Origin of the sequence: Pseudomonas sp. SF2 (genome assembly GCF_036858055.1) — a bacterium.
GTDB lineage: Bacteria > Pseudomonadota > Gammaproteobacteria > Pseudomonadales > Pseudomonadaceae > Aquipseudomonas.
In genome coordinates, this window is record NZ_JAMBDI010000031.1 from 24,346 (window position 1) to 48,241 (window position 23,896).

Sequence of the window (23,896 nt, forward strand, 5' to 3'; positions counted from 1 at the left end):
CAAGGCTCGGTGACCGGTCGGTCGCCATTTAAAAGCGCCAGGCGGGCTGCTGCAAGCGCCATTCCTGCTGTTTATTGCAGGTTTTGGCTTGCAGCGCATCCAGTACTGTATATAATTCCAGTCACTGTACAAAAAGACAGAGCGCTCATCATGTTGAAACTGACGCCACGCCAAGCCGAAATTCTCGCGTTCATCAAGCGCTGCCTGGAAGACAACGGCTTCCCGCCGACGCGCGCCGAGATCGCTCAGGAGCTGGGCTTCAAGTCGCCCAACGCCGCCGAGGAACACCTCAAGGCCCTCGCCCGCAAGGGGGCGATCGAGATGACCCCGGGCGCCTCCCGTGGCATTCGCATCCCCGGCCTGGAAGCCAAGGCCGAAGAAAGCGGCCTGCCCATCATCGGCCGGGTTGCCGCCGGTGCACCGATCCTTGCCGAACAGCACATCGAGCAATCCTGCAACATCAACCCCGACTTCTTCCACCCCCAGGCCGACTACCTGCTGCGCGTACACGGCATGAGCATGAAGGACGTCGGCATCTTCGATGGCGACCTGCTGGCAGTACATACCTGTCGCGAAGCCCGCAACGGCCAGATCGTCGTGGCCCGTATCGGCGATGAAGTCACCGTCAAGCGCTTCAAACGCGAAGGCAGCAAAGTCTGGCTGCTTGCCGAGAACCCCGAATTCGCCCCTATCGAAGTTGACCTGAAAGAACAGGAACTGGTGATCGAGGGCTTGAGCGTCGGCGTCATTCGCCGCTGATCCAGGAGGCGTCATGCAGCAGTTCATTCACGCACCCGAGCAAGCCCAGTTGCCATTGTTCGAAGCATTCCTCGCCCAGCCCGTACTGCCTGGCCTGAAAGTCAGCGAAGTGGCGCGCAAGAGCAACCAGCCCGAGCTGTTCAGCGAACTGTCGCTACGCGGAGCCCCCGGGCACTGCCAAAGCCTGCTGGCACCGGTGCTGCGCGAACTGAGCGAAGAGGACGAGACCCGCTGGCTGACCCTGATCGCCCCGCCGTCGAGCCTGACCCAGGCCTGGCTGCGCGATGCCGGGCTCAACCGTGAACGTATCCTGCTGCTGCAACCTCGCGGCAATCAAAGCCCGCTTCAACTGGCCTGCGAAGCCTTGCGCCTGGGGCTCAGCCACACCGTGGTCAGCTGGCTGGGCAACGTCAACGCCACTGCACGCCAGCAATTGCTGCGCGCTGCCAGTGCCGGAAACGCACAAAGCCTGAACATCCGCCTCGGCTGATGTTCAGGCTTCGCCTGTCACTGCATAAAGCCTGATGCCCCTGCTGCACCTCAGTGCAGCACGCGTGGCCCTTCGTCATGCTCAAGCTCGCCATCCATCAGGCGACCGGCCATCTGTACACCCACACTGAGCATGGCCTTGGCCACCTCCACATGCTGGCCCTGCAGGAACGCCTTGGCGTCTTCCGAGAAATCCAGGGTTACCAGAGAGCCCTCATCCTCGGCGCGACGCAGTTCGATGCGGCCATCAGGCAACTCGACAATTTCCAGAAACGACGTAGACATAAATGGCAGTTCTCCGCGAAAGGCCGGCATTGTACCAGCCGTAGCTGCTATCAGCACTCACTCAACGCGTCACGGAAACGTCTCACCAGGCCCTTGAGGTTGTTGCGCCAGCTTTCCAGTTCGGCACGCGACAACGCCGGATGCTCGGGCTCATCGAGATTGACGGCCTGGATCAGTGGCTGGGTGACGTCGGTTTTCGGCGCTTTTTTCGCGACCGGTGGTCGGAACAAATCGGCATAAGCACCGAGCATTTGCGCCAACCAGGTTTCGCGCTGGCGGGCCAGCTCCAGCAGTTCGGCCACTTCCGGAATAGCGATGCCGTTCAGGGCGTCGTCAGCCAGTGCTTGCTCAACCGTTGCAACCACAGGCAGGCGGTAGAAGCCACCAATTTCATGACACAGGCCCAGCAGTGCGCCGTACAGGTGGAACAGCGCCGACTCGCGTTCGGCCTGGACCAGGCCTTGGGCATTCATGGCCTGGCTTTGTTCGGCCTTGGCCATGGATTCCAGGGCGAGGCCGGCAAAGAACAGTTTCTGGTTGGTGCGGGTGTAGAGTTCCTGGGCCATTTCTGTGCCCTCCCATGAGGCTGCAAGGCGGATAGCTGCATCATAAATGATTGGGGCCGCTTTGCGCCCCTTCGCGGGCTTGCCCGCTCCCACAGGAATTGCATCAAGCCCAAGGCCTGCGCTGTACCTGTAGGAGCGAGCAAGCCCGCGAAGGGGCGCAAAGCGGCCCCAATTACAGCACTGACAGATCAGCGCTTGTCTTCAACCTTCCACGCGTTGCCGTCGTAGAACGCCTTCCAGCCGGTCGGCTTGCCATCAACCTCGGACTGCACGTACTGCTCCTTGGTCTTGCGGCTGTAACGGATCACCGCCGGGCGGCCATCCGGGTCTTTCTGCGGCGCATCGCACAGGAAGTGGTACTTCGGGTCGATCTCATGCTTGTGCGGCACGATCTCCAGCACCAGCGGCGCACGGGTTTCGCGGTTCTTGGGGAACTGGCTGGCGGCCAGGAACAACCCCGAAGCGCCATCACGCAGCACGTAGGTATCGTCGACCTTCTCGCACTTGAGCTCCGGCATGTCCACCTTGTCCATCTTCGGTGGCGCCGCCTCGCCGCTCTTGAGCAGCTTGCGGGTGTTCTTGCACGCCGGGTTGGTGCAACCGAAGAACTTGCCGAAGCGGCCAGTCTTCAACTGCATCTCGCTGCCGCACTTGTCGCACTCCAGGCTCGGCCCTTCGTAGCCCTTGATGCGGTAGTTGCCTTCTTCGATCTCGTAGCCGGTGCAATCCGGGTTGTTACCGCAGATGTGCAGCTTGTGCTTCTCGTCCAGCAGGTAGGCATCCATCGCCGTGGCGCAGATAGGGCAGCGGTGCTTGCCCAGCAGCACGCGGGATTCCGATTCACCCTCGTCGTCGGCGGCAATCTCGTCGCCCGGCACCAGGTTGACGGTGGCCTTGCAGCGCTCTTTTGGCGGCAGGCTATAGCCCGAGCAGCCGAGGAACACGCCGGTAGAGGCGGTGCGGATCATCATCGGCCGGCCACATTCCTTGCACGGAATGTTGGTCATGGTCGGTTGGTTGGCGCGCATGCCGTCTTCGCTGGACTCGGCGGTCTGCAGCTTTTTGCTGAAGTCGCCGTAGAATTCGTCGAGCACGTTCTTCCAGTCACGCTCGCCCTGGGCCACGTCGTCGAGGTTCTCTTCCATGTCGGCGGTAAAGCCGTAGTCCATCAGGTTGGAGAAGCTCTCGGACAGGCGCTCGGTGACGATATCGCCCATCTTCTCGGAATAGAAGCGGCGGTTGTGCAGGGTCACATAGCCTCTGTCCTGAATGGTCGAGATGATCGCCGCATAGGTCGACGGGCGGCCGATGCCGCGCTTTTCCATTTCCTTGACCAGGCTGGCTTCGGTGAAGCGCGCCGGTGGCTTGGTGAAGTGCTGGCTCGGGTCGATCTGGATCAGCTTCAGCGCTTCGCCCTGGACCATTTCCGGCAACACGTCGTCTTCGCCCGGCTTGCTCTGCTGCGGCAGCACACGGGTGTAACCGTCGAACTTGAGGATGCGGCCCTTGGCACGCAGCTCGAAATCGCCCGCAGCCACGGTGACGCTGGTGGACAGGTACTGCGCTGGCGGCATCTGGCAGGCCAGGAACTGGCGCCAGATCAGCTCGTACAGGCGCTCGGCGTCGCGCTCCATGCCACTGAGCTTGGTCGGGTGGGTATTCACGTCAGAAGGACGAATCGCTTCGTGCGCCTCCTGGGCGCCCTCCTTGCTGCCGTACACCAGCGGTGCCTCGGGAAGGTACTGCTTGCCGAACTCACGCTCGATGTAGCTGCGTGCCATGTCCAGGGCGTCGGCCGACAGGTTGGTCGAGTCGGTACGCATGTAGGTGATGTAACCCGCTTCGTACAAACGCTGAGCCATCATCATGGTTTTCTTCACACCGAAGCCCAGGCGGTTGCTGGCCGCCTGCTGCAGGGTGGAGGTAATGAACGGTGCCGACGGCTTGCTGCTGGTCGGGCGATCTTCGCGCTTGACCACGCTGTAGCTGGAAGCCTTGAGCTTCTCCAGCGCTGCCATGGCCTGCGCTTCGTTCAACGGCTTGAAGGCCTCACCCTTTTCGCGCGCCACTTCGAAACGCACCTTGGCGTTCTTGGCGGTGCCGAGGTCGGCGTGGATTTCCCAGTACTCTTCCGGGATGAACGCACGGATTTCACGTTCGCGCTCCACTACCAGCTTCACCGCTACCGACTGTACACGGCCGGCGGACAGGCCACGGGCAATCTTGGCCCACAGCAGCGGCGAAACCATGTAGCCGACCACGCGGTCGAGGAAGCGTCGTGCCTGCTGGGCGTTGACCCGGTCGATATCCAGCTCGCCTGGCTGCGAGAAGGCATCCTGGATGGCCTTCTTGGTAATTTCGTTGAACACCACGCGCTTGTAGCGGGTGTCGTCGCCGCCGATGGCCTCGCGCAGGTGCCAGGCAATGGCCTCCCCTTCGCGGTCCAAGTCGGTTGCGAGATAGATGGTGTCGGCATCCTTGGCCAGGCGGCGCAGTTCTTCGATCACCTTTTCCTTGCCAGGCAGGATCTCGTACTTGGCCTTCCAGCCATGATCGGGGTCGACGCCCATGCGTGCCACCAGCTGGCGGCGGGCCTTTTCCTTCGGCGACAGGGCCGGAGCCTCACCCGCGGCCTTGCCACGCTTGGCGGCCGGCTCTTTGCTGGCGCTGGCCGAACCGCTGGTGGGGAGGTCTCGGATATGGCCGATACTCGACTTCACCACGTACTGGTTGCCCAGGTACTTGTTGATGGTCTTGGCCTTGGCCGGGGATTCCACAATGACCAGCGATTTGCCCATGGATCGGAGTATTCCTGAATCTGAAGATAAAAAACGCGTCAGGTGCCAGACGCGGCACCGCTATATATAGTGGCAAAAGTGTGAGGTCAAGTTCGGACTATCACTCGTGCGACTTGCCCAGCAACCCGGGCAGCCCCTCTTCGGCCTTGACCAAAGCAAAGCGTGGCACCTGCTCGCCGTCAACCTCGACGGACTCCTGGAACATGGAAAGTGGCCGTACCCAGAAGCTGTAATCACCATACAGGCATTGGTAGAACACCATCCACTCTTCGCTCTCGGAATGCCGTGCAACACTGAAGACACGGTACTCAGGCCCTTTGTAATGCCGGTATACGCCTGGTTGTATCTGCATGTTGCCCACCCTCTTGAATAAAACCTGTAAAAAACAAAACCGGGGCGCAAGGCCCCGGTCGCTGTCCCGCTACGCGATCAGACGCGTTCGAAGACAGTGGTGATACCTTGGCCGAGGCCGACGCACATGGTCGCCACCCCCAGAGTGCCGCCATTCTGCTTCATGACATTGAGCAGGGTGCCGGAAATCCGGGCCCCGGAGCAACCGAACGGGTGGCCCAAGGCAATAGCGCCGCCGTGCAGGTTAACCTTCTCATCCATCTTGTCGAGCACTTTCAAGTCCTTCAGCACTGGCAAGGCCTGTGCGGCAAAGGCTTCGTTGAGCTCGATGAAGTCGATGTCGGCCATGGTCAGGCCGGCACGCTTGAGGGCTTTCTGGGTCGACGGCACCGGGCCATAGCCCATGATCGCCGGGTCGACACCGGCCACCGCCATGGAGCGGATGACCGCCAATGGCTGGATCCCCAGGTCCATGGCGCGCTGGCCGGACATGACGATCATGCACGACGCACCGTCGGTGATCTGCGACGAAGTACCGGCAGTGACGGTACCGCCTTTCGGGTTGAACGCCGGCTTCAGCGACGCCAGGCCTTCGAGGGTGGTTTCCGGGCGAATGGTTTCGTCGAAATCGAACACCTTCAGGAAACCGTTCTCGTCATAGCCCTGCATCGGGATGATTTCGTCCTTGAACTTGCCTTCGACCGTGGCCTTGTGGGCCAGCTGGTGCGAACGCAGGCCGAACAGGTCCTGCTGCTCACGGGTGATGCCGTGCATCTTGCCGAGCATTTCCGCGGTCAGGCCCATCATCCCGGAAGCCTTAGCGGCATGCAAGGACAGGTGCGGGTTGGGGTCGACGCCATGCATCATGCTGACGTGGCCCATGTGCTCCACGCCGCCGACCACGAACACATCACCGTTGCCGGTCATGATCGCCTGAGCGGCGGTGTGCAGCGCGCTCATCGACGAGCCGCACAGGCGGCTGACGGTCTGCGCTGCGGAGGTATGCGGGATCTGGGTCATCAACGAGGCCATGCGGGCGATGTTCCAGCCCTGCTCGAGGGTCTGGTTGACGCAGCCCCAGATCACATCCTCGACCTCTTTCGGGTCGACCTTGTCGTTGCGCTCCAGCAGCTTGCTGATCAGGTGCGCCGACATGTCTTCGGCGCGGGTATTGCGGTGCATGCCACCCTTGGAGCGGCCCATCGGCGTGCGACCGAAGTCGACAATCACCACGTCTCTTGGATTCAGGCTCATATCAAATCTCTCGCTCTAGCTCGTTGACCGCTCAGTTGAAGAAGCGCTGGCCGTTCTTGGCCATTTCACGCAGCTTGGCGGTCGGGTGGTACAGCGGCCCCAGGTCGGCGTACTGATCGGCCAGGGCAACGAATTCAGCCACACCGATCGAGTCGATGTAGCGCAGCGCACCACCGCGGAAGGGAGGGAAACCAATGCCGTAGACCAGGCCCATGTCGGCTTCGGCGGCAGTTTCGACAATGCCGTCTTCCAGGCAGCGCACGGTCTCCAGGCACAGCGGGACCATCATCCAGTTGATGATGTCTTCGTCGGTGACTTCACGCTGTTCGAAGACGATCGGCTTGAGCACGTCGAGCACGCTGGCGTCGGCGACCTTCTTCGGCTTGCCGCGCTTGTCGGTTTCGTAGGCGTAGAAGCCCTTGCCGTTCTTCTGGCCCAGGCGGTTGGCCTCGTACAGTGCGTCAACGGCCGAGCGGCGCTCGTCCTTCATGCGGTCCGGGAAGCCTTCGGCCATCACATCGCGGCCGTGGTGGCCGGTGTCGATGCCGACCACGTCCATCAGGTACGCCGGGCCCATCGGCCAGCCGAACTTTTCCATGACCTTGTCGATACGCACGAAGTCGACACCGGCGCTGACCAGCTTGGCAAAGCCGCCGAAGTACGGGAACAGCACGCGGTTGACCAAAAAGCCCGGGCAGTCGTTGACCACGATCGGGTTCTTGCCCATTTTCTTGGCGTAGGCCACGGTGGTGGCGACCGCCACTTCACTGGACTTCTCGCCACGGATGACTTCCACCAGCGGCATCATGTGCACCGGGTTGAAGAAGTGCATGCCGACGAAGTTTTCCGGGCGCTTGAGCGCCTTGGCCAGCAGGTTGATGGAGATGGTCGAGGTGTTGGAAGCGAGGATCGCATCGTCCTTCACCTGGCCTTCCACTTCGGCCAGCACGGCCTGCTTGACTTTCGGGTTCTCGACCACGGCCTCGACGACGATGTCGACATTGGCGAAATCGCCATAGGACAGGGTCGGGCGAATGGCGTTGAGTGCCTCGGCCATCTTGGCCGGGGTCAGGCGGCCCTTCTCGACGCGGTTGCCGAGCAGCTTGGAGGCCTCGTTCAGGCCCAGCTGGATGGCTTCCTCGCGGATGTCCTTCATCAGGATCGGGGTGCCCTTGACCGCCGACTGGTAGGCGATGCCGCCACCCATGATGCCAGCGCCGAGCACGGCGGCCTGCTTCACGTCGTGGGCGATTTCGTCATGCGCCTTGGCCTTGCGCTTGAGTTCCTGGTCGTTGAGGAACAGGCCGATCAGGCTTTCGGCAACCGAAGTCCTGGCCAGCTTGGCGAAGCCTGCGGCCTCGACTTCCAGGGCCTTGTCACGGCCGAAGTTGGCGGCCTTCTGAATGGTCTTGATGGCTTCGACCGGGGCCGGGTAGTTCGGGCCGGCCTGGCCGGCGACGAAGCCCTTGGCGGTCTCGAAGGCCATCATCTGCTCGATGGCGTTGAGCTTGAGCTTTTCCAGCTTGGGCTGGCGCTTGGCCTTGTAGTCCAGCTCGCCACTGATGGCGCGCTTGACCAGGTCAAGGGCACCGGCCATCAGCAGTTCCGGCGCGACCACGGCATCGACGGCACCCACCTTCAGGGCGTCTTCGGCACGGTTTTCCTTGCCGGCGGCAATCCACTCGATGGCATTGTCCGAACCGATCAGGCGCGGCAGGCGCACGGTACCGCCGAAGCCCGGGTAGATACCCAGCTTGACTTCCGGCAGGCCGATCTTGGCGCTGCTGGACATGACCCGGTAGTCGGCGGCCAGGCACATTTCCAGCCCGCCGCCCAGGGCGATGCCGTTGATGGCGGCGACGGTCGGCACTTCGAGGTCTTCGAAGGCGTTGAAGATGCGGTTGGCTTCCAGGTTGCCGGCGACCAGTTCGGCCTCGGGCAGCTTGAAGTTGTCGACGAACTCGGTGATGTCGGCGCCGACGATGAACACGTCCTTGCCACTGCTGACGATCACGCCCTTGACCGAGGCGTCGGCCTGGATGGCATCGACGGCCTGGCGCAGCTCGTTCAGGGTCAGGCGGTTGAACTTGTTGACGGACTCACCCTTGAGGTCGAACTTGAGCTCGACGATGCCACTTTCAAGAGCCTTAACCGTGATGGCTTTACCTTCGTAAATCATCAACTGATCTCCACGATATGGAAGCTGAACTGTACACGCCGATCGCTGCAGCAAAAGCAGGTTTAGCTGCCCTGCCCCAGGCACACCCGTCAGCGCGCTAGTCGGAAGTATGGCTTGGCGTCATGACATACAAACGCTCAATTCATACGCCCGTTTGATTTGGGTGTGCACACATTCTCCGAAAAGATCGGCGTTGTCAAATGCTCGCAAGCAAGGTGAAAACACGACTTTCCGGTCATTTTGTAGCGTCCAGGTACTAAACATGCTGACGGTGATTGCTGACTATTCATGTCGGAGATTGACCATCAACCGCAGGAAAATGCTTAAGCTTTTGCCTTGCGCGGCGACTTCGAACGGCTACACTGGCACTTGCTTGAATGCATACCCGGCCTGCCTGGCCTTTTCTGCGCAGCAGAACGCAAAGCGGCGACTTGGCACCCCACCCCTTCAGGGTTCTGCCAAGCCGCCGCTTTGTCGTTCATAGCTATTGAAACCTCCGCATTCCCTGTGGGAGCGGGCGTGCCCGCGAAGAATTCAACGCGGTGGCTGGCACCGGCTGCGCCGGTGTTCGCGGGCATGCCCGCTCCCACAATGACCGTGCCAGACAGGTATCAGGCGAGTGCTTCGAGGACGTAGGCAACATCCTGCAATACACCCGTATCGCCCCGCTCGGTCCAGTAAAGCGCGATCATCCGGGCATCGGCCTCGACCTTGTAGACACTTGCCGGCAAGCGCGCCAGGGGCTCCATGAAGCGCGGGTCCTCGCAGGGTTCACGCCACTGGTTCAACCACACCCCCGGGGTGATCTGCCAGAAACTGAAGCTATCCTCATGCCCGCGACGACGTGCCCGATGGTATTGCGGGCACGGGCTTGGCGGCTCCTTTTCCAGCCAGTGCGGCCACTGCTGCGGCGCCAGCTGCATGGCCAGGCCCATGCGCCGCGCCTCCAGGCGCAGCTTCATCTGCTCGCTCTGCTTGCGCGAGGTGCGCAGCCAGGAAAGCGGGCTGAGAATCAGCGCAAGGATTGACACCACCAGCAATACCGTCATATCAGTAGTTCCCATAAAACGTTGCAAATGAGCTGGTTAGCCATTTTTCACGGAAGACCCGCCCGAAAGCGACCATACTTCTTCTATCGCGATTGTCAGGAGTTCCGCTCATGCAATACGAACATTTGTTGGTCGCCGTCGACCTGACCGAAGAATGCGACCCGGTGATCAAACGTGCCATGGCGCTCGCCGCGCCGTCGAATGCCAAGGTTTCGCTGGTACACATCGTCGAGCCGATGGCCATGGCGTTCGGCGGTGACGTGCCGATGGACCTGTCGCAGCTGCAACAGCAGCAGTTCGACCAGGCCAAGGAGCGCATGGAGCGCCTGTTCAACAAATACCCGGACATCCACCGCGGCGACTCGCACCTGACCTATGGCCAGCCGCGCCAGGAAATCCACCAGCTGGCCAAGGACCAGAAGTGCGACCTGATCGTGGTCGGCAGCCATGGCCGTCACGGCCTGGCGTTGCTGCTGGGCTCCACGGCCAATGACGTGCTGCATGGCGCGCCGTGCGATGTACTGGCGGTGCGGTTGCAGAAGAAGGAATGATTCAACCGGGCCGGCCTCTTCGCGGGTGAACCCGCTCCCACAGGGACCGCGCCGCTGCTGAATGCGGTGCAGTACCTGTGGGAGCGGGTTCACCCGCGAAGAGGCCGGATCAGGCTAACGCCAATCAGCCTTCCAGCTCGGCCCAGCGCTCTACCAATACATCCAGCTCGCCCTGCAGCTTCTCGATTTTCGCCAGCACCGCCGAGGTTTCCGCAATCGGCCGCTGATAGAAGCCCGCCGCATTCACTTCTTCCTGGGCCTCGGCCATGCGCTGCTCCAACTCGTCAATCTGCCCCGGCAGCATTTCCAGCTCACGCTGCAGCTTGTAGCTGAGCTTCTTCTTCGAACCATCGGCCACCGCTGCAACAGGCGCAGGCGCTGGCTTGGCCTCGACCTTTTCAACCACCGCGCTGTTGAGCTCGGACTTGCCGCCCTTGCTCTCGGTCACGCCCAGCAGCTTTGGCGAGCCACCCTGGCGAATCCAGTCCTCGTAACCACCGACGTACTCACGCACCTTGCCCTCGCCTTCGAACACCAGGGTGCTGGTGACGACGTTGTCGAGGAAGGCCCGGTCGTGGCTGACCATCAGCACGGTGCCCTTGTAGTTGGACAGCACCTCCTCGAGCAGTTCGAGGGTTTCCACGTCCAGGTCGTTGGTCGGTTCGTCAAGCACCAGCAGGTTGGCCGGTTTGCTGAACAGCTTGGCCAGCAACAGCCGTGCACGCTCGCCACCCGACAGCGCCTTGACCGGCGTGCGGGCACGCTGAGGGCTGAACAGGAAGTCGCCCAGGTAGCTCAACACGTGGCGGTTCTGGCCGTCGATCTCGATGAAATCGCGGCCTTCGGCCAGGTTGTCGATAACGGTCTTTTCCAGGTCGAGCTGGTGGCGCATCTGGTCGAAATAGGCCACCTCCAGCTTGGTGCCGCGCTCGACCTTGCCTGCGGTCGGCTCCAGGTCGCCGAGCATCAGCTTGAGCAGGGTGGTCTTGCCAGTACCGTTGGCGCCCAGCAGGCCGATGCGGTCCTCACGTTGCAGGACCATGGAGAAGTCCTTGACCAGTACAGGCCCTTCGGGGTGATGGAAGCTGACATTCTCCAGCACCATCACCTGCTTGCCGGACTTTTCCGCCGCCTCGATCTGGATGTTGGCCTTGCCCTGGCGCTCGCGGCGTTCGCTGCGCTCCACGCGCAGGGCCTTCAGCGCGCGCACGCGCCCTTCGTTGCGGGTACGGCGGGCCTTGATGCCCTGGCGGATCCACACTTCTTCCTGGGCCAGGCGCTTGTCGAACAGCGCGTTGGCGGTTTCCTCGGCGGCCAGCGCGGCCTCCTTGTGCACCAGGAAGCTGGCATAGTCGCCGTTCCAGTCGATCAGGCCGCCGCGGTCCAGTTCGAGGATGCGGGTGGCCAGGTTCTGCAGGAAGGAACGGTCGTGGGTGATGAACAGCACCGCGCCGTTGAAGCCGCGCAGTGCCTCTTCGAGCCAGGCGATGGCACCGATGTCCAGGTGGTTGGTCGGCTCGTCGAGCAGCAGCAGGTCGGGCTCCGACACCAGCGCCTGGGCCAGCAGCACGCGGCGGCGCCAGCCACCGGACAGCTCGGCCAGGGTCTTGTCGGCCGGCAGCTGCAGGCGGCTGAGGGTGCTTTCCACCACCTGCTGCAGGCGCCAGCCGTCACGGGCTTCCAGCTCGTGCTGGACGTGCATGAGTTTTTCCAGGTCTTCATCGCCCTGGATGTTCAGGCTCAGGTGGTGGAACTGCGCCAGCAACTCGCCCACGCCGTCGAGGCCTGCGGCCACCACATCGAACACCGTGCGCTCGTCGGCCACCGGCAGCTCCTGTGGCAGCTCGCCGATCTTCAGGCCCGGGGCACGCCAGATTTCGCCGTCGTCGCCCTTCTGCTCGCCCTTGACCAGGCGCAGCATGCTCGACTTGCCGGTGCCGTTGCGGCCGATGATGCACACCCGCTCGCCACGAGCGATCTGCCAGGACACGTTGTCCAGCAGCGGCATGGCGCCGAATGCGAGGGACACATCGCTGAATTTGAGCAGGGTCATGTTGGTCTCCATAAATCGGGCGCGCATTCTACCTGACTTGGCCCCCGACGGCATCCGCCTGGCCACCCGGCGAGGGTATTGCGACATCTGGTCGAACTTAATATCCCGATACAAGCACAGTGCTTTCACCCGCCGCCGGCAAACAGCTAAGCTAAGGCAATAGCTTCCAACAGTGCTGGCTCCGCCGTCACTTTCCCATGGTTCAACTGCCCGGACGTATCATGCGCAGCCGCCTGTTACATATTGCTTCCTGCCTGCTGCTTACCGCCGCCACCTGCGCGGCGCAGGCCGCCGACCTTACCCTGCAACGCCAGTACTATGACGAAGCCAAGCGCGCGCTGGCCAAAGGCGACAAAGGCCCGTACCTGCGCTATGCCCAGGCCCTCAGCGACTACCCGCTGACGCCCTACCTGGCCTACGACGAGCTCACCGCCCGCCTGAAAACCGCCAGCAACCAGGAAATCGAAGGCTTCCTCGCCAAGCATGGCGACCTGCCCCAGGCCAACTGGATGAAACTGCGCTGGTTGCGCTGGCTGGCCGAGCGCGGCGAATGGAACACTTTCGTCAAGTACTACGACCCCAAGCTCAACTTCACCGAACTGGACTGCCTCAACGGCCAGTACCAGATCAGCCACGGCCTGCGCGCCGAGGGCTACGCCACGGCCGACAAACTGTGGAACGTCGGCAAGTCGCAGCCGGCCACCTGCGACACGCTGTTCGGCATGTGGGCGGCCGAAGGCCAGCTGACCGAGGCCAAGCGCTGGCAACGCACCAAACTGGCGGCCCAGGCACGCAACTACAGCCTGGCCAACAACCTGGTCAACACCCTGACTACGCTCGGCCCGCAGGGGCGCCTGCTGGTCGATGTGGCCCAGAAGCCCGAGCTGCTCAACCAGCCGTCGCGTTTCACCCCGGTCAACGAAGCCATGTCCGACGTGGTCAGCCTCGGCCTGCGCCGCCTGGCCCGGCAGGACCCGGAGCGGGCCATGGCGCTGCTCGACGACTACGCCCAGCGCATGCACTTTTCCCGTGACGAGAAGGTGGCCATCGCCCGCGAAATCGGCCTGACCCTGGCGCGCCGCTACGACCCGCGCGCGCTCGACCTGATGACCCGCTACGACCCCGAGCTGCGTGACAACACCGTCAGCGAATGGCGCCTGCGCCTGCTGCTGCGCCTGGGCCGCTGGGAAGACGCCTACGAGCTGACCCGCCGCCTGCCCCAGGACCTGGCCAGCAGCAGCCGCTGGAAGTACTGGCAGGCGCGCAGCCTGGAGCTGGCGCAGCCGAACAACCCGCAGATCCCGCTGCTGTACAAGACCGTGGCGCGTGAGCGTGACTTTTACGGCTTCCTCGCCGCCGACCGGGCACAGACGCCTTACCAGTTGAACAACAAGCCGCTGGTACTCAGCCCGCAGCTGGTCAACAAGGTACGCAACACCCCGGGCATCCGCCGTGCCCTGGAGTTCCACGCCCGTGGCCAGATCGTCGAAGGCCGCCGCGAGTGGTACCACGTCAGCCGCCACTTCAGCCGCGACGAAATGGTCGCCCAGGCGCGCCTGGGCTACGACCTGCGCTGGTACTTCCCGGCCATTCGCACCATCAGCCAGGCGCAGTACTGGGACGACCTGGACATCCGCTTCCCGATGGCCCACCGCGACACCCTGGTGCGCGAGGCCAAGGTCCGCGGCCTGCATTCGAGCTGGGTATTTGCCATCACTCGTCAGGAAAGTGCCTTCATGGAAGATGCCCGTTCGCCGGTGGGCGCCAGCGGCCTGATGCAGCTGATGCCGGCCACGGCCAAGGAAACCGCCCGCAAGTTCAGCATTCCGCTGGCGTCACCGGCGCAGGTGCTCAACCCGGACAAGAACATCCAGCTGGGCGCTGCCTACCTGAGCCAGGTGCACAGCCAGTTCAACGGCAACCGGGTGCTGGCTTCAGCGGCCTACAACGCGGGGCCGGGGCGTGTGCGCCAGTGGCTGAAAGGCGCCAAGCACCTGAGCTTCGATGTGTGGGTGGAGTCGATCCCGTTCGACGAAACGCGCCAGTACGTGCAGAACGTGCTGTCGTATTCGGTGATCTACGGGCAGAAACTGAACTCGCCGCAGCCGCTGGTGGATTGGCATGAGCGGTACTTCGATGACATGTGATTGTCGCTGAGCCTGTGCCGGCCTCTTCGCGGGCTTGCCCGCTCCCACAGGTATTGCACCACTCCTGAATGCGGTGCAGTACCTGTGGGAGCGGGTTTACCCGCGAAGAGGCCGGCACAGGCAACACAGCTACTCCAGAATTTCGACCTGCATCCCTGCCTCCAGCCACCCACTACCATCCACCGCCAGGTTCTGCCCGAACAGCACATCCCCCTCCTTCTCGCGGAAAGTCCTGAGCGTGGCCATCGGCTCGCGATCCTCACTGCGCTCGCCGGTAGCCGGGTCGATGGTGGTAAAGATGCAGCGCACACTGGGCTTGAGCACGCGAAACTCCAGGCTGCCGATACGAATCCGCTTCCAGCCATCCTCGGCAAACGGTTCCGCGCCCCGCACCACCAGGTTGGGCCGGAAGCGCAGCATCTCCATGGGCCGGCCGATACGCCGGTTGAGCTCGTCCAGCGAACCCTGGCCGATCAGCAACAAGGGGAAGCCGTCCGGGAACGCCGCCCGGTCACTGTTGAGGCCATAGCCATTGGGCAGATAACGCGCGCGCTGCTCCGGGCAATGCACCAGGCGCACGGCCTTGCCCAACAGCTCGCTCAGCCAGGCCGCCGCCGCATCGCCCGCATCCGGCACGCGCAGGGTATCGCGCCAGATGGTCACGCCGCGCAGGGCGTCATCGGCAGGTGGCACAGGCACCCGCAACGGTGCCTGCCCAGGTGTTTCCAGCAGCAACTGGCCGTGATCATCATCGCTCGCCTTGATCAGGCCAAGCCGTGGCCAGGCGCGCTGGGTCAGGAAGCGTCCGTTTTCTTCCTCCACCACCATCCAGCGCCGGTCGCCCTGCAACCCTAGCAAACCCACCGGTGAAGCCTGCAGGCTTTGCGCCTGCCCCGACTTCACCGGGTACCGATACAGCTCACTGAGAAACATCCCTGCCGCCTCGCGCCATGCCAAAACGCCAAGCTTATACCCGGCAGGGGCCGGGATCACGCAGTGGCAATATCCAGCAACAGGCGTTGCTTGACCACGTCGACCAGGCGATCAGGCTGGAATTTGGAAAGGAAGTTGTCGCAGCCCACCTTCTTTACCATCGACTCGTTGAAACTGCCGGACAGCGAGGTATGCAGCACCACGTAAAGCTGGCGCAAACGGGCATCACCACGGATCTCGGTGGTCAGCCGGTAGCCGTCCATTTCCGGCATCTCGGCATCGGTGAACACCATCAGCAGTTTCTCGCACACATCTTCGCCTGCGTCGGCCCAGCCCTTGAGCATGCGCAAAGCCTTCAAGCCATCACTGGCCACGTGCAGCTTCACGCCCAGCTGGGACAGAGTGTCGCGCAATTGCGCCAGAGCCACGCTGGAGTCGTCCACCAGCAGTACTTCGCGGCCGCGGGCCCGGGCCAGCACCGGGTCGGCGAGCTTGTCGCCGGAAACCCGCGCGTTGTACGGCACGATCTCGGCCAGCACCTTCTCCACGTCGATCACTTCCACCAGCTTGTCATCGACCTTGGTGATGGCGGTCAGGTAATGCTGGCGTCCGGCGCTGGACGGCGGCGGCATGATCGCCTCCCAGTTCATGTTGACGATGCGGTCGACACCGCCGACCAGGAAGGCCTGCACAGAGCGGTTGTATTCAGTGACGATGATGGTGCTGTCCGGCCCCGGCTGCAGCGGGCGCATGCCGATCGCCTGGGAAAGGTCGATCACCGGCAGGGTCTGGCCGCGCAGGTTGACCACCCCGCAGACGAAAGCGTGGCGCTGGGGCATCAGGGTCAGCTTGGGCAGCTGCAGCACTTCCTGCACCTTGAACACGTTGATCGCGAACAGCTGGCGGCCAGCCAGGCGAAACATCAGGATTTCCAGGCGGTTCTCACCCACCAGTTGCGTGCGTTGGTCTACCGTGTCGAGAATGCCAGCCATTGGAAAACCCCCAGCCTTGAGTCGGAAAAAGTGAAATCATCCACCCTGTATCGGCGGCTTCACGCACACCTTGACCCTTGCGGGAAAATGCCGTGAAGGCAATTGATATCACTTTACCATCATGCTTTACTGCGAGCAGCTTGGGCTGAGCCAGCGGGACTGCAAAAGTTCCCCACCTGAGCCGAGCATCAGGGAAACCCTTAGCCACAATCGGGTGCAACCTGATGTTCGCGATATCCTTTAGCCATTAATGTGACGCCATTCTCATTGCATGAATGGAGTCAGGCTTTTGCTAGCTATCGTTTTGGCGTGCCCGCCACCTGCGCCTGCCCCACGCGCGGGAGCATCATGATGGACAGCGCCTTATCGTTCGATGACGCCCTGCAGGGGTTTCTGCTGGATGCCCAGGTGCTGCTGACCCAGGCCCAGGAATGCCTGCAGCACCTGGAACTGATCGATAACGACCCGGATGCCTGCCACTGCCTGGACAATACCCTCGGCAACCTCGCTCGACAGGCCACACACCTGGGCCTGCGCGAAGTCGCCCATTACACCACCGCCCTGCAGCAGTTGCTGGCCCCGGCCTGCCATGGTGGTTGCCTGCAGCGCGAAGCCCTGCCCGCAGTAGGGGCCTGCCTGACCCTGCTGGCCTGGCAACTGGAACTGGTCGATCCGTGTACCGGGCGGCTTAACCTGGACATTGGCGAGCAACTGGTGCTGCTGGGTGAACTGGCCAAGGTCGTGCGGCAACCTTTTACACGAGCCTGCATACCCTGCGACGACCAAGGCAACGTATGCATCCACCCGCACACCGAGATGGCCGACGGCACGCAGCCAGGCCGCTCATCTCCCAGATATTGACCCGACACGAAGTGCAACCAGGCACGTTGCGCGATCAAGCCGGGTGGCACTTTGCTACCCGCCAGCGCCCGTCTGGCAGGCGTTTCAAAGCGCTACCCGACCGCGACCGATGCAGTGCAAAGTGGTAATATGCGCCCCCACAAACGCTTGCAACCTGCAGCAAGGTCGCAAGGTCTCGTGTACGAAAAAAACAATCGAAAGTACTGCACCAAAGCCTCTGACAAGGATTGTGCAAGGCCTCCATCAGCAATACTTCAGTGGCTTCCCTACTTATGTTCCCACGCTTGAAGACTCCTTTGCGTTGCGGCTCCCGCACTCCCCTGCTGCGCTGGGCGACGGTCGGGCTGTGCGTGGCCTCGCTGGTCGCCAACCTGTTGCTGTACCTGGCCGACCAGTCGATCCCGGCCAGCCTGCTGGTGCTGCAGTTGGCCGCCACGCTGGGCGCCGCCGTGCAGCTGGGCCTGCGCGCCAGGTCGATCAGCCTGCGCCCGGCGGAACTGGCCGAGCGCATGCTCAAGGTCCAGGAAGACGAGCGCCAGCACCTGAGCCGGGAACTGCACGACGACATCGGCCAGCTGCTCACCGCCGCCAAGCTGCAGCTGCAGTGGCTGCAAAGGCGCATGCCCGATGAGCTGCAAGGCCACTGCGACGCCCTGCGCAGCACGCTGGATGACACCCTGGGTAACGTGCGCGATGTCTCCGCCCTGCTCAACCCGCGGCAGTTGGCCAGCCTTGGCCTGGAAGCCAGCCTGCGGGCACACCTGATGCGCACCCTGGGCAACAGCGGAGTGAACTGGAGCCTGGCGTGCAACCAGCGCCTGGGCGGCATCGACGAGGCCGTGGCCATGGCGGTGTTCCGCATTACCCAGGAAGCCGTGACCAACATGCTGCGCCATGCACAGGCACACAACCTGGTCGTCCGTCTGCAGCGCATCCCCGAGGGGTTGGCGTTGTCGATCCACGACGATGGCCGTGGTTTCGTACCCGCCAGGCAACCGGCCGAAGCTGGCCAGCGCGGCTTGGCCGGCATGCAGGAGCGGGTAACCGCGTTGCAGGGCAGCCTCGACATCACCAGCCAGCTCGGCCTGGGCACGCGCATCGAGGCGGTGTTCCCATGGCCACCGCGCACCCAGCAACGCGCCAGGAGTACTGCCACCCATGACCTGTAGACTGCTGCTGGTGGACGACCACTCGCTGATCCGTGCCGGGGTGCGCGCACTGGTCTGCGACATCCCTGGCTATGATGTAATCGGTGAAGCCGACGATGGCAGCCAGTTGCTCGAACAGGTACGCAAACTGGCGCCGGACATCGTCTTGCTGGACATCTCCATGCGTTCGACCAGCGGCCTGGATGCTCTCACCCAACTGCGCGCCAGCGGCAGCACCTGCAAGGTGCTGATCCTGTCGATGCACACCGACCCGGACCTGATCATGCGGGCCCTGGAAAGCGGCGCCCACGGCTACCTGCTCAAGGACACCAGCGCCACCGAACTGGAGCAGGCCCTGGCCGCGGTGCGCAACGGCGAGCGCTACCTCAGCCCAGCCATCGCCCATACGGTCATCAACCAGGCGCTGCAGCGCGCCAGGCAGGGCAAGCAACCCGCTGGCGAGCGGCATAACCTCACGGCGCGACAGCTGGAGATCCTGCGCCTGATCGTGCGCGGCAAGGCCACCCGGGAAATCGCCACCGGCCTGGGCCTGTCGATCAAGACCGTGGAAACCCACCGCTCGCAAATCATGAAACGCCTGCAGATCCATGACGTGGCCGGCCTGGTGCTGTTCGCCGTGCGCGAGAAAATCATCAGCCTGGACGACTGAGCAACGGCGACCCGGCCGGCAGGTGCAGGCGCAGTGCAGCGGGCCTGGCCTGGAAGCGCAACGTGTCTGCCTGCGCCGGCTCACCATCGAGGTTGATGTCCAGCCCCTGCGAGCACTTGATCTCGACCCAGGGCAACCGGGCCCGGACGAACAGCCCGTTACCGGCCAACAGGTCACGCAGCGCCCCGACCATCTCCTGTGGTGCCGGCAGGATGGCGATGTCGAGCAAGCCATCGTCCACCAGCGCCTCAGGGCACAGCTCCTGCCCGCCCCCGGCCTGGCGGCCGTTGCCGATCCCCAGCGCCAGCAGGTCACCCTGCCAGTGGAAGTCCGGCCCTTGCAGCGCCACCGAGGCCGCCTGCAGTTCGCTGAAGCGCGACAACCCGGTGAACAGGTAGGCGGCGGCGCCCAGCACTTTCTTCAGGTCTTCGGAGGTGTTGGCCGTGACCTGGCTGCCAAAACCGCCCGTGGCCATGTTGAGGAACAACTGGTCGCCGGCCTGGCCCAGGTCTATTGGCTGTGCAGGTATGTTCAGCAAGGCCAGCGCCGTGGCGGGCTCCAGGGGTATGCCGGCAGCCCTGGCAAAATCGTTGGCCGTGCCGAGTGGCAACAACGCCAGGCTGGCCTGGGTACCCGCCAGGCCCATGGCCTCGGCAACATCGCGCAGCGTGCCATCCCCGCCTCCGGCAACGATATGGCCGTAACCGGCAGCCAGCGCCTCGTTGACCAGGCGCTGAGCGTCACCGGCCTCCCAGGTGACCCGCACATCCAGCACCCAGCCGCTATCGCGCAGGCCGTGCACGGCGCTGCGCAAGTCTTCGTTCATGGCCTGCTTGCCGTGCAGGATCAGCATTGCCTTGCGCCCTTGCATATACGCGCCTCCGTGAAGTGATCACCCCAGATCTCGACCCTCTGCAATCCCGGATCGTTGCATGCCCACAGAAAATAATGGGCCAACGCGGTCAATTTTGTGGGAGCGGCCATTGCCGGGGCCGCTCTGCGGCCCTATCGCGACACAAGGCCGCTCCCACAAGTGACCGCGTTGGCCGGCCATTAACCGACAAGCGTTGGCCTGTCTTTTTCCCAAGTGTGGCAATGCACGGCTATGCTCAGCAGATACACCTTTCTTGCCATGGACGCGCCCCGGCAGTGGTTTTTATCACTGCCGCCTAAGGGCGCGTCTTGCTATCCGCAACCTTTAGCGAGGATTCCGGGTCATGCGCATTCTCTGGACACTGCCGTACCTGCCCTGGCCGACCACCAGCGGCAGCAAGACCCGGCAATACCACCTGATACGCGCACTGGCACAACGGGGCCACCGGATTACCCTGCTGGTGCAATCGAAGAACCCCCTCGGCGATGCTGCCCGCGAGGCCCTGGAACCCTTGCTCGAACGCCTGATCGTGCTGCCCCGTCGACCCCTGCACAGCCCGCTGAACCTGCTGGCCTCGCCGATCCTGGACTACCCCATGCGGGCAATCATCAATGGCCTGGCCCCTCGCCTGCGGCACCGCTTCGAGCAATTGCTGGACGAGCCCTGGGACGTGATCCAGATCGAACACAGCTACAGCTTCCAGCCGTTCGAGAAGGCCCTGCAGGCACGCGGACTGCCGTACATGCTCTGCGAGCACACCCTGGAATCGGTGATGGGTGGCGCCAGCCACGATCGCCTGCCGCTGTGGTTGCGCCCGCTCAACGCCTTCGACCGCTGGCGCTATCGACGCTGGGAACAGCGGGTATTGCGCCAACCCACCGAACTGGTGGCGGTCAGCGCCCACGATGCCGAGCTGATCGCGCAAATCAGCGGGCGCCCGGTGAACGTGGTGGTCAATGGCGTGGACTGTGATTTCTACCAGCACGTGCAACCTGCGCTGCACAGCCAGCGCCTGCTGTTCGTAGGTAACTTCGAGTGTGGCGCCAACCTGGAGGCCATCGAATGGGCGCTGGAAGACATCATGCCGCAGGTGTGGATGAGCAATCCGGCGGTGCGCCTGGCGATTGCCGGGCATGCCATGCCGGCCAGCTGGAAACTGCACTGGAACGACCCGCGTATCGAATGGTTCGGCTACCGCCCCGACCTGCGTGAACTGCAGCGGCGTTCGGCACTGTTCTTCGCACCGCTGCGCTATGCCGGTGGTTCCAAGGTGAAAATCCTCGAAGCGATGGCCGCCGGCTTGCCAGTGATCACCACCGGCAAAGGCGTTTCAGGCCTGGCCGCGAACAACGGCGAGCACTACCTGGGCAGTGAGGATGGCGACCAGCTGGCCCTGCTGATCACCCAGTTGCTCAACCAGCCCTGGCGCATGAGCCAGTTGAGCGATGCCGGGCGCCAGTTCGCCCGCCAGCGCCACGACTGGAGCGTGGCCGCCCAGCAACTGGAGAACGTGCACATGCGCCTGGCCCAGGCGGCACCGGCCGAGGCCGCGCCGCTGGCCAGTGCCTGGCTGGGCCGCTCAGCCAAGTAGCTCGCTGAAGGGAATGAACGGCACGCTGTCACCCTGCTTCGGCGTGCTGCCTTCGCGCACTTCCACCAGCCCCTCGGCCCAGGCCGCGCTGCGCAGCACGCCAGAGCTCTGGTTCTTGTAGATGCGCACCTGGCCCTGTTCGATGCGGGCGCGCAGGTACTCGCGGCGCGTGCCGGGCTTGGGCCAGTCAAAACCGGCCGGCATGTCGAAACGCAGCGGCGTGACATCGGCCACGCCCTGGCGCCGCAACAGGTAGGGCCGGGTCAGCAGGCCGAAGGTGACCAGGGTCGAGGCCGGGTTGCCCGGCAGGCCGATTACCGGCACGCCCTGGAAGTGGCCGAAGGTCAGCGGCTTGCCGGGCTTGATCGCCAGCTTCCACAGGGCCAGCTCGCCGGCTTCGCGCAGGGCGGCGCCGAGGTAGTCGGCTTCCCCCACCGAGACACCGCCGGTGGACAGGATCAGGTCGACATCACCCAGCTCGGCCAGGCAGGTGCGGGTGCGTGCCAGGTCATCCGGCAGGATGCCCGCATCGACCACGTCGCAGCCCAGCCGCTGCAACCAGCTGACCAGCAGCCGGCGGTTGCTGTTGTAGATCTGCCCCGGCCCCAGCGGCAGGCCGGGCTCGACCAGTTCGTCACCGGTGGACAGCACCGCCACCCGCACCTTGCGCACCACATCCAGGCGGCCGTGGCCCAAGGTCGCAGCCAGGCCCAGCTCAATCGGCCCCAGCCGGGTGCCAGCGCTCATCACCTGTTCGCCCTTGCGGGTTTCCTGGCCCTGGGGACGAATGTTCTGCCCGGCTTTCAACGGCTCGAGAAAGCGTACCCGGCCATCCTCTGCCACTTCGGTGTTTTCCTGCATCTCGACGCAGTCGGCACCTTCGGGCAGCGGTGCCCCGGTGAAGATGCGCGCGCAGGTGCCCGCTTGCAGCGGCTGCGGCGCATGGCCGGCGAAAATCCGCTGGCTGACCGGCAGTGGTTCGCCCTGCCAGTCAGCCAGGCGCAGGGCGTAACCGTCCATGGCACTGTTCGGCCAAGGCGGCAGGTCGAGCGAGGCCACCAGGTCAGCGGCCAGCACACGGCCCTCGGCCTCGGCCAGTGGCAGGTTCTCGGTGTCGCGGATCGGAGCCGCGTCGGCCAATGCCAGCAGTTGCTCCAGGGCCTGTTCCACCGGCATCAGCGGCCGGGCCTGGCTGACCTCAGCCACGGCTGTCACAGGCTGCTGCCTGTTTCAGGTGCGGCACGAAGTTGCAAGGGCGATGGCGGGCATCCAGCTGCTCGGCGAGGATACCGTCCCAACCAGTGCGCACCGCATTGGTCGAGCCTGGCAGGCAGCACACCAAGGTACCGTTAGCCAGCCCGGCCAGGGCGCGCGACTGCACGGTGGAGGTGCCAATGTCGGCCACGGAAATCTGCCGGAACAGCTCACCAAAGCCTTCTACCTGCTTGTCCAACAAGCAGGCCACAGCCTCGGGCGTGCTGTCGCGGCCGGTAAAGCCGGTGCCGCCGGTGATCAGCACCACCTGCACGCTGTCATCGGCAATCCAGGTGGCAACCTGGGCGCGAATCTTGTACAGGTCGTCTTTCAGCAGCACGCGCTCGGCAAGGCGATGGCCGGCCGCGCTCAGGCGGTCGACGAACAGCTGGCCGGAGGTATCGGTGTCGAAGGTGCGGGTGTCGCTGACGGTGAGCACGGCGATGTTCAGCGGCACGAAGGGGGTATCTGCCTTGGCTTTCATGGGGGTCCGTCACAAGAAGATGGGATGGCCGCAGTTATAACACAGCACGCGCCCATCACAGCGTGACGCCCGTGGCCCTTGCCTTCGATCAATGCCCCGGGTTTGCCGCTATGCTGCACTGTAGACGGAACTTGCGTGGACGCCCTGCGTCTTAATGTCATCTAGCACCATCGCACTGGAGAAACACGATGATTCAACGGACCCTACCCGCCTTCCTGCTCGTCTTGGGCCTGGGCGCCCTCGCTGGCTGCGCATCGCCAACCGTCATTACCCTGAATGACGGTCGCGAAATCCAGGCCACCGACACACCGAAGTACGATGAAGACTCGGGCTTCTACGAATTCGAGCAACTGGACGGCAAGCGCACGCGCTTGAACAAGGACCAGATCCGCACCGTCAAAGAGCTCTGATCGCACCCTGTTTTTTGCAAAGGCCCTTTCAACAACAAGGGCTTGCGTGCAAAAAAAGGATGCAGTAGGATTTCCTTCATCGGAGTGTAGCGCAGCCAGGTAGCGCGTCTCGTTCGGGACGAGAAGGCCGCAGGTTCGAATCCTGTCTCTCCGACCAAATCCTTATCAAAAAGCCCGCCTTGTGCGGGCTTTTTGTTA

General features: G+C 63.4%; 22 protein-coding genes and 1 tRNA gene. 10 read left to right on the forward strand and 13 right to left on the reverse strand.

Going from position 1 to position 23,896, the window contains the following annotated elements:
- The first annotated feature begins 150 nt into the window (after window positions 1–150).
- Entirely contained in the window at window positions 151–759 is a 609-nt protein-coding gene (gene lexA / locus M2S36_RS18855; protein WP_004376420.1) for a transcriptional repressor LexA, read from the forward strand.
- A 13-nt stretch (window positions 760–772) separates the two neighbouring features.
- Window positions 773–1,249, forward strand: a complete 477-nt coding sequence (gene sulA, locus M2S36_RS18860; protein WP_207831698.1) for an SOS-induced cell division inhibitor SulA — start codon at window positions 773–775, stop codon at window positions 1,247–1,249.
- A gap of 50 nt (window positions 1,250–1,299) precedes the next feature.
- On the opposite strand, the gene M2S36_RS18865 is transcribed toward sulA, so the two are convergent.
- From M2S36_RS18865 to M2S36_RS18895, 7 genes are all read right to left on the reverse strand, one after another.
- Window positions 1,300–1,533, reverse strand: a complete 234-nt coding sequence (locus M2S36_RS18865; RefSeq protein WP_085625656.1) for a hypothetical protein — start codon at window positions 1,531–1,533, stop codon at window positions 1,300–1,302.
- A gap of 50 nt (window positions 1,534–1,583) precedes the next feature.
- Window positions 1,584–2,099 carry a DUF6586 family protein gene (locus tag M2S36_RS18870; protein WP_063913897.1) on the reverse strand — a complete coding sequence of 172 codons (516 nt, stop codon included), beginning with the start codon at window positions 2,097–2,099 and terminating at the stop codon, window positions 1,584–1,586.
- Between the two features lie 188 nt (window positions 2,100–2,287).
- A complete protein-coding gene (gene topA, locus M2S36_RS18875; protein WP_063913896.1) occupies window positions 2,288–4,897 on the reverse strand; it encodes a type I DNA topoisomerase in 2,610 nt (869 codons plus the stop codon).
- Between the two features lie 100 nt (window positions 4,898–4,997).
- The gene (locus tag M2S36_RS18880) at window positions 4,998–5,249 is read right to left on the reverse strand and encodes a DUF1653 domain-containing protein (protein ID WP_023661154.1); all 252 of its coding nucleotides are present in this window, start codon (window positions 5,247–5,249) and stop codon (window positions 4,998–5,000) included.
- 77 nt (window positions 5,250–5,326) lie between these two features.
- Window positions 5,327–6,502, reverse strand: a complete 1,176-nt coding sequence (fadA, locus tag M2S36_RS18885) for an acetyl-CoA C-acyltransferase FadA (protein ID WP_013971712.1) — start codon at window positions 6,500–6,502, stop codon at window positions 5,327–5,329.
- 31 nt (window positions 6,503–6,533) lie between these two features.
- Complete coding sequence (fadB, locus tag M2S36_RS18890; protein WP_207831700.1) at window positions 6,534–8,681, reverse strand: fatty acid oxidation complex subunit alpha FadB; 2,148 nt, start codon at window positions 8,679–8,681, stop codon at window positions 6,534–6,536.
- 611 nt (window positions 8,682–9,292) lie between these two features.
- Window positions 9,293–9,730, reverse strand: coding sequence for a hypothetical protein (locus tag M2S36_RS18895; protein ID WP_207831702.1), 438 nt, complete (start codon window positions 9,728–9,730; stop codon window positions 9,293–9,295).
- Between the two features lie 110 nt (window positions 9,731–9,840).
- Here M2S36_RS18895 and M2S36_RS18900 point away from each other — a divergent pair, with 110 nt between their 5' ends.
- Entirely contained in the window at window positions 9,841–10,281 is a 441-nt protein-coding gene (locus M2S36_RS18900) for a universal stress protein (RefSeq protein WP_056806485.1), read from the forward strand.
- Between the two features lie 124 nt (window positions 10,282–10,405).
- Here the strand turns inward: M2S36_RS18900 and M2S36_RS18905 are convergent, their stop codons facing one another.
- The gene (locus tag M2S36_RS18905; protein WP_063913893.1) at window positions 10,406–12,334 is read right to left on the reverse strand and encodes an ATP-binding cassette domain-containing protein; all 1,929 of its coding nucleotides are present in this window, start codon (window positions 12,332–12,334) and stop codon (window positions 10,406–10,408) included.
- Window positions 12,335–12,555: 221 nt separating this feature from the next.
- On the opposite strand from M2S36_RS18905, the gene M2S36_RS18910 reads away from it, so the two are divergent.
- Window positions 12,556–14,481 carry a transglycosylase SLT domain-containing protein gene (locus M2S36_RS18910; RefSeq protein WP_233694883.1) on the forward strand — a complete coding sequence of 642 codons (1,926 nt, stop codon included), beginning with the start codon at window positions 12,556–12,558 and terminating at the stop codon, window positions 14,479–14,481.
- Window positions 14,482–14,610: 129 nt separating this feature from the next.
- On the opposite strand, the gene M2S36_RS18915 is transcribed toward M2S36_RS18910, so the two are convergent.
- Window positions 14,611–15,414, reverse strand: a complete 804-nt coding sequence (locus M2S36_RS18915; RefSeq protein ID WP_333957626.1) for an MOSC domain-containing protein — start codon at window positions 15,412–15,414, stop codon at window positions 14,611–14,613.
- A 56-nt stretch (window positions 15,415–15,470) separates the two neighbouring features.
- The gene (locus tag M2S36_RS18920; protein WP_207831707.1) at window positions 15,471–16,406 is read right to left on the reverse strand and encodes a chemotaxis protein CheV; all 936 of its coding nucleotides are present in this window, start codon (window positions 16,404–16,406) and stop codon (window positions 15,471–15,473) included.
- 351 nt (window positions 16,407–16,757) lie between these two features.
- Here M2S36_RS18920 and M2S36_RS18925 point away from each other — a divergent pair, with 351 nt between their 5' ends.
- The 3 genes from M2S36_RS18925 (at window position 16,758) to M2S36_RS18935 (ending at window position 19,085) form a co-directional block, all read left to right on the forward strand.
- Window positions 16,758–17,267: a histidine kinase gene (locus M2S36_RS18925; RefSeq protein ID WP_207831709.1), complete on the forward strand. Its 510-nt coding sequence runs from the start codon at window positions 16,758–16,760 to the stop codon at window positions 17,265–17,267.
- Between the two features lie 272 nt (window positions 17,268–17,539).
- Entirely contained in the window at window positions 17,540–18,436 is an 897-nt protein-coding gene (locus tag M2S36_RS18930; protein ID WP_233687108.1) for a sensor histidine kinase, read from the forward strand.
- Window positions 18,426–19,085, forward strand: a complete 660-nt coding sequence (locus M2S36_RS18935; RefSeq protein ID WP_063913887.1) for a response regulator — start codon at window positions 18,426–18,428, stop codon at window positions 19,083–19,085. The genes M2S36_RS18930 and M2S36_RS18935 overlap by 11 nt, the downstream gene beginning before the upstream one ends.
- Here the strand turns inward: M2S36_RS18935 and yegS are convergent.
- Entirely contained in the window at window positions 19,069–19,956 is an 888-nt protein-coding gene (yegS, locus tag M2S36_RS18940; RefSeq protein ID WP_333957628.1) for a lipid kinase YegS, read from the reverse strand. The genes M2S36_RS18935 and yegS overlap by 17 nt on opposite strands.
- Window positions 19,957–20,302: 346 nt before the next feature.
- On the opposite strand from yegS, the gene M2S36_RS18945 reads away from it, so the two are divergent.
- A complete protein-coding gene (locus M2S36_RS18945) occupies window positions 20,303–21,550 on the forward strand; it encodes a glycosyltransferase family 4 protein (RefSeq protein WP_207831712.1) in 1,248 nt (415 codons plus the stop codon).
- Here the strand turns inward: M2S36_RS18945 and M2S36_RS18950 are convergent.
- Together M2S36_RS18950 and moaB are read right to left on the reverse strand one after the other, a co-directional pair.
- Entirely contained in the window at window positions 21,539–22,726 is a 1,188-nt protein-coding gene (locus tag M2S36_RS18950; RefSeq protein WP_333957671.1) for a molybdopterin molybdotransferase MoeA, read from the reverse strand. The genes M2S36_RS18945 and M2S36_RS18950 overlap by 12 nt on opposite strands.
- A 22-nt stretch (window positions 22,727–22,748) precedes the next feature.
- Entirely contained in the window at window positions 22,749–23,288 is a 540-nt protein-coding gene (gene moaB, locus M2S36_RS18955) for a molybdenum cofactor biosynthesis protein B (protein ID WP_025338313.1), read from the reverse strand.
- A gap of 188 nt (window positions 23,289–23,476) precedes the next feature.
- On the opposite strand from moaB, the gene M2S36_RS18960 reads away from it, so the two are divergent.
- Both M2S36_RS18960 and M2S36_RS18965 read left to right on the forward strand, forming a co-directional pair.
- Window positions 23,477–23,698, forward strand: a complete 222-nt coding sequence (locus tag M2S36_RS18960) for a YgdI/YgdR family lipoprotein (protein WP_063913882.1) — start codon at window positions 23,477–23,479, stop codon at window positions 23,696–23,698.
- An 80-nt stretch (window positions 23,699–23,778) separates the two neighbouring features.
- Window positions 23,779–23,855, forward strand: a tRNA-Pro gene (locus M2S36_RS18965).
- Window positions 23,856–23,896 lie beyond the last annotated feature (41 nt).

Excerpts from the sequence above, each read along its gene's own strand:
- moaB (WP_025338313.1), bottom strand. The coding sequence starts at position 23,288 with ATGAAAGCCAAGGCAGATACCCCCTTCGTGCCGCTGAACATCGCCGTG.
- sulA (WP_207831698.1), top strand. The coding sequence starts at position 773 with ATGCAGCAGTTCATTCACGCACCCGAGCAAGCCCAGTTGCCATTGTTC.
- M2S36_RS18960 (WP_063913882.1), top strand. The coding sequence starts at position 23,477 with ATGATTCAACGGACCCTACCCGCCTTCCTGCTCGTCTTGGGCCTGGGC.
- M2S36_RS18920 (WP_207831707.1), bottom strand. The coding sequence starts at position 16,406 with ATGGCTGGCATTCTCGACACGGTAGACCAACGCACGCAACTGGTGGGT.
- M2S36_RS18945 (WP_207831712.1), top strand. The coding sequence starts at position 20,303 with ATGCGCATTCTCTGGACACTGCCGTACCTGCCCTGGCCGACCACCAGC.
- fadB (WP_207831700.1), bottom strand. The coding sequence starts at position 8,681 with ATGATTTACGAAGGTAAAGCCATCACGGTTAAGGCTCTTGAAAGTGGC.
- M2S36_RS18870 (WP_063913897.1), bottom strand. The coding sequence starts at position 2,099 with ATGGCCCAGGAACTCTACACCCGCACCAACCAGAAACTGTTCTTTGCC.
- M2S36_RS18950 (WP_333957671.1), bottom strand. The coding sequence starts at position 22,726 with ATGCCGGTGGAACAGGCCCTGGAGCAACTGCTGGCATTGGCCGACGCG.
- M2S36_RS18930 (WP_233687108.1), top strand. The coding sequence starts at position 17,540 with ATGTTCCCACGCTTGAAGACTCCTTTGCGTTGCGGCTCCCGCACTCCC.
- M2S36_RS18915 (WP_333957626.1), bottom strand. The coding sequence starts at position 15,414 with ATGTTTCTCAGTGAGCTGTATCGGTACCCGGTGAAGTCGGGGCAGGCG.
- M2S36_RS18865 (WP_085625656.1), bottom strand. The coding sequence starts at position 1,533 with ATGTCTACGTCGTTTCTGGAAATTGTCGAGTTGCCTGATGGCCGCATC.
- M2S36_RS18895 (WP_207831702.1), bottom strand. The coding sequence starts at position 9,730 with ATGACGGTATTGCTGGTGGTGTCAATCCTTGCGCTGATTCTCAGCCCG.
- M2S36_RS18880 (WP_023661154.1), bottom strand. The coding sequence starts at position 5,249 with ATGCAGATACAACCAGGCGTATACCGGCATTACAAAGGGCCTGAGTAC.
- M2S36_RS18925 (WP_207831709.1), top strand. The coding sequence starts at position 16,758 with ATGGACAGCGCCTTATCGTTCGATGACGCCCTGCAGGGGTTTCTGCTG.
- fadA (WP_013971712.1), bottom strand. The coding sequence starts at position 6,502 with ATGAGCCTGAATCCAAGAGACGTGGTGATTGTCGACTTCGGTCGCACG.
- M2S36_RS18910 (WP_233694883.1), top strand. The coding sequence starts at position 12,556 with ATGCGCAGCCGCCTGTTACATATTGCTTCCTGCCTGCTGCTTACCGCC.
- yegS (WP_333957628.1), bottom strand. The coding sequence starts at position 19,956 with ATGCAAGGGCGCAAGGCAATGCTGATCCTGCACGGCAAGCAGGCCATG.
- M2S36_RS18905 (WP_063913893.1), bottom strand. The coding sequence starts at position 12,334 with ATGACCCTGCTCAAATTCAGCGATGTGTCCCTCGCATTCGGCGCCATG.
- M2S36_RS18900 (WP_056806485.1), top strand. The coding sequence starts at position 9,841 with ATGCAATACGAACATTTGTTGGTCGCCGTCGACCTGACCGAAGAATGC.
- topA (WP_063913896.1), bottom strand. The coding sequence starts at position 4,897 with ATGGGCAAATCGCTGGTCATTGTGGAATCCCCGGCCAAGGCCAAGACC.
- lexA (WP_004376420.1), top strand. The coding sequence starts at position 151 with ATGTTGAAACTGACGCCACGCCAAGCCGAAATTCTCGCGTTCATCAAG.
- M2S36_RS18935 (WP_063913887.1), top strand. The coding sequence starts at position 18,426 with ATGACCTGTAGACTGCTGCTGGTGGACGACCACTCGCTGATCCGTGCC.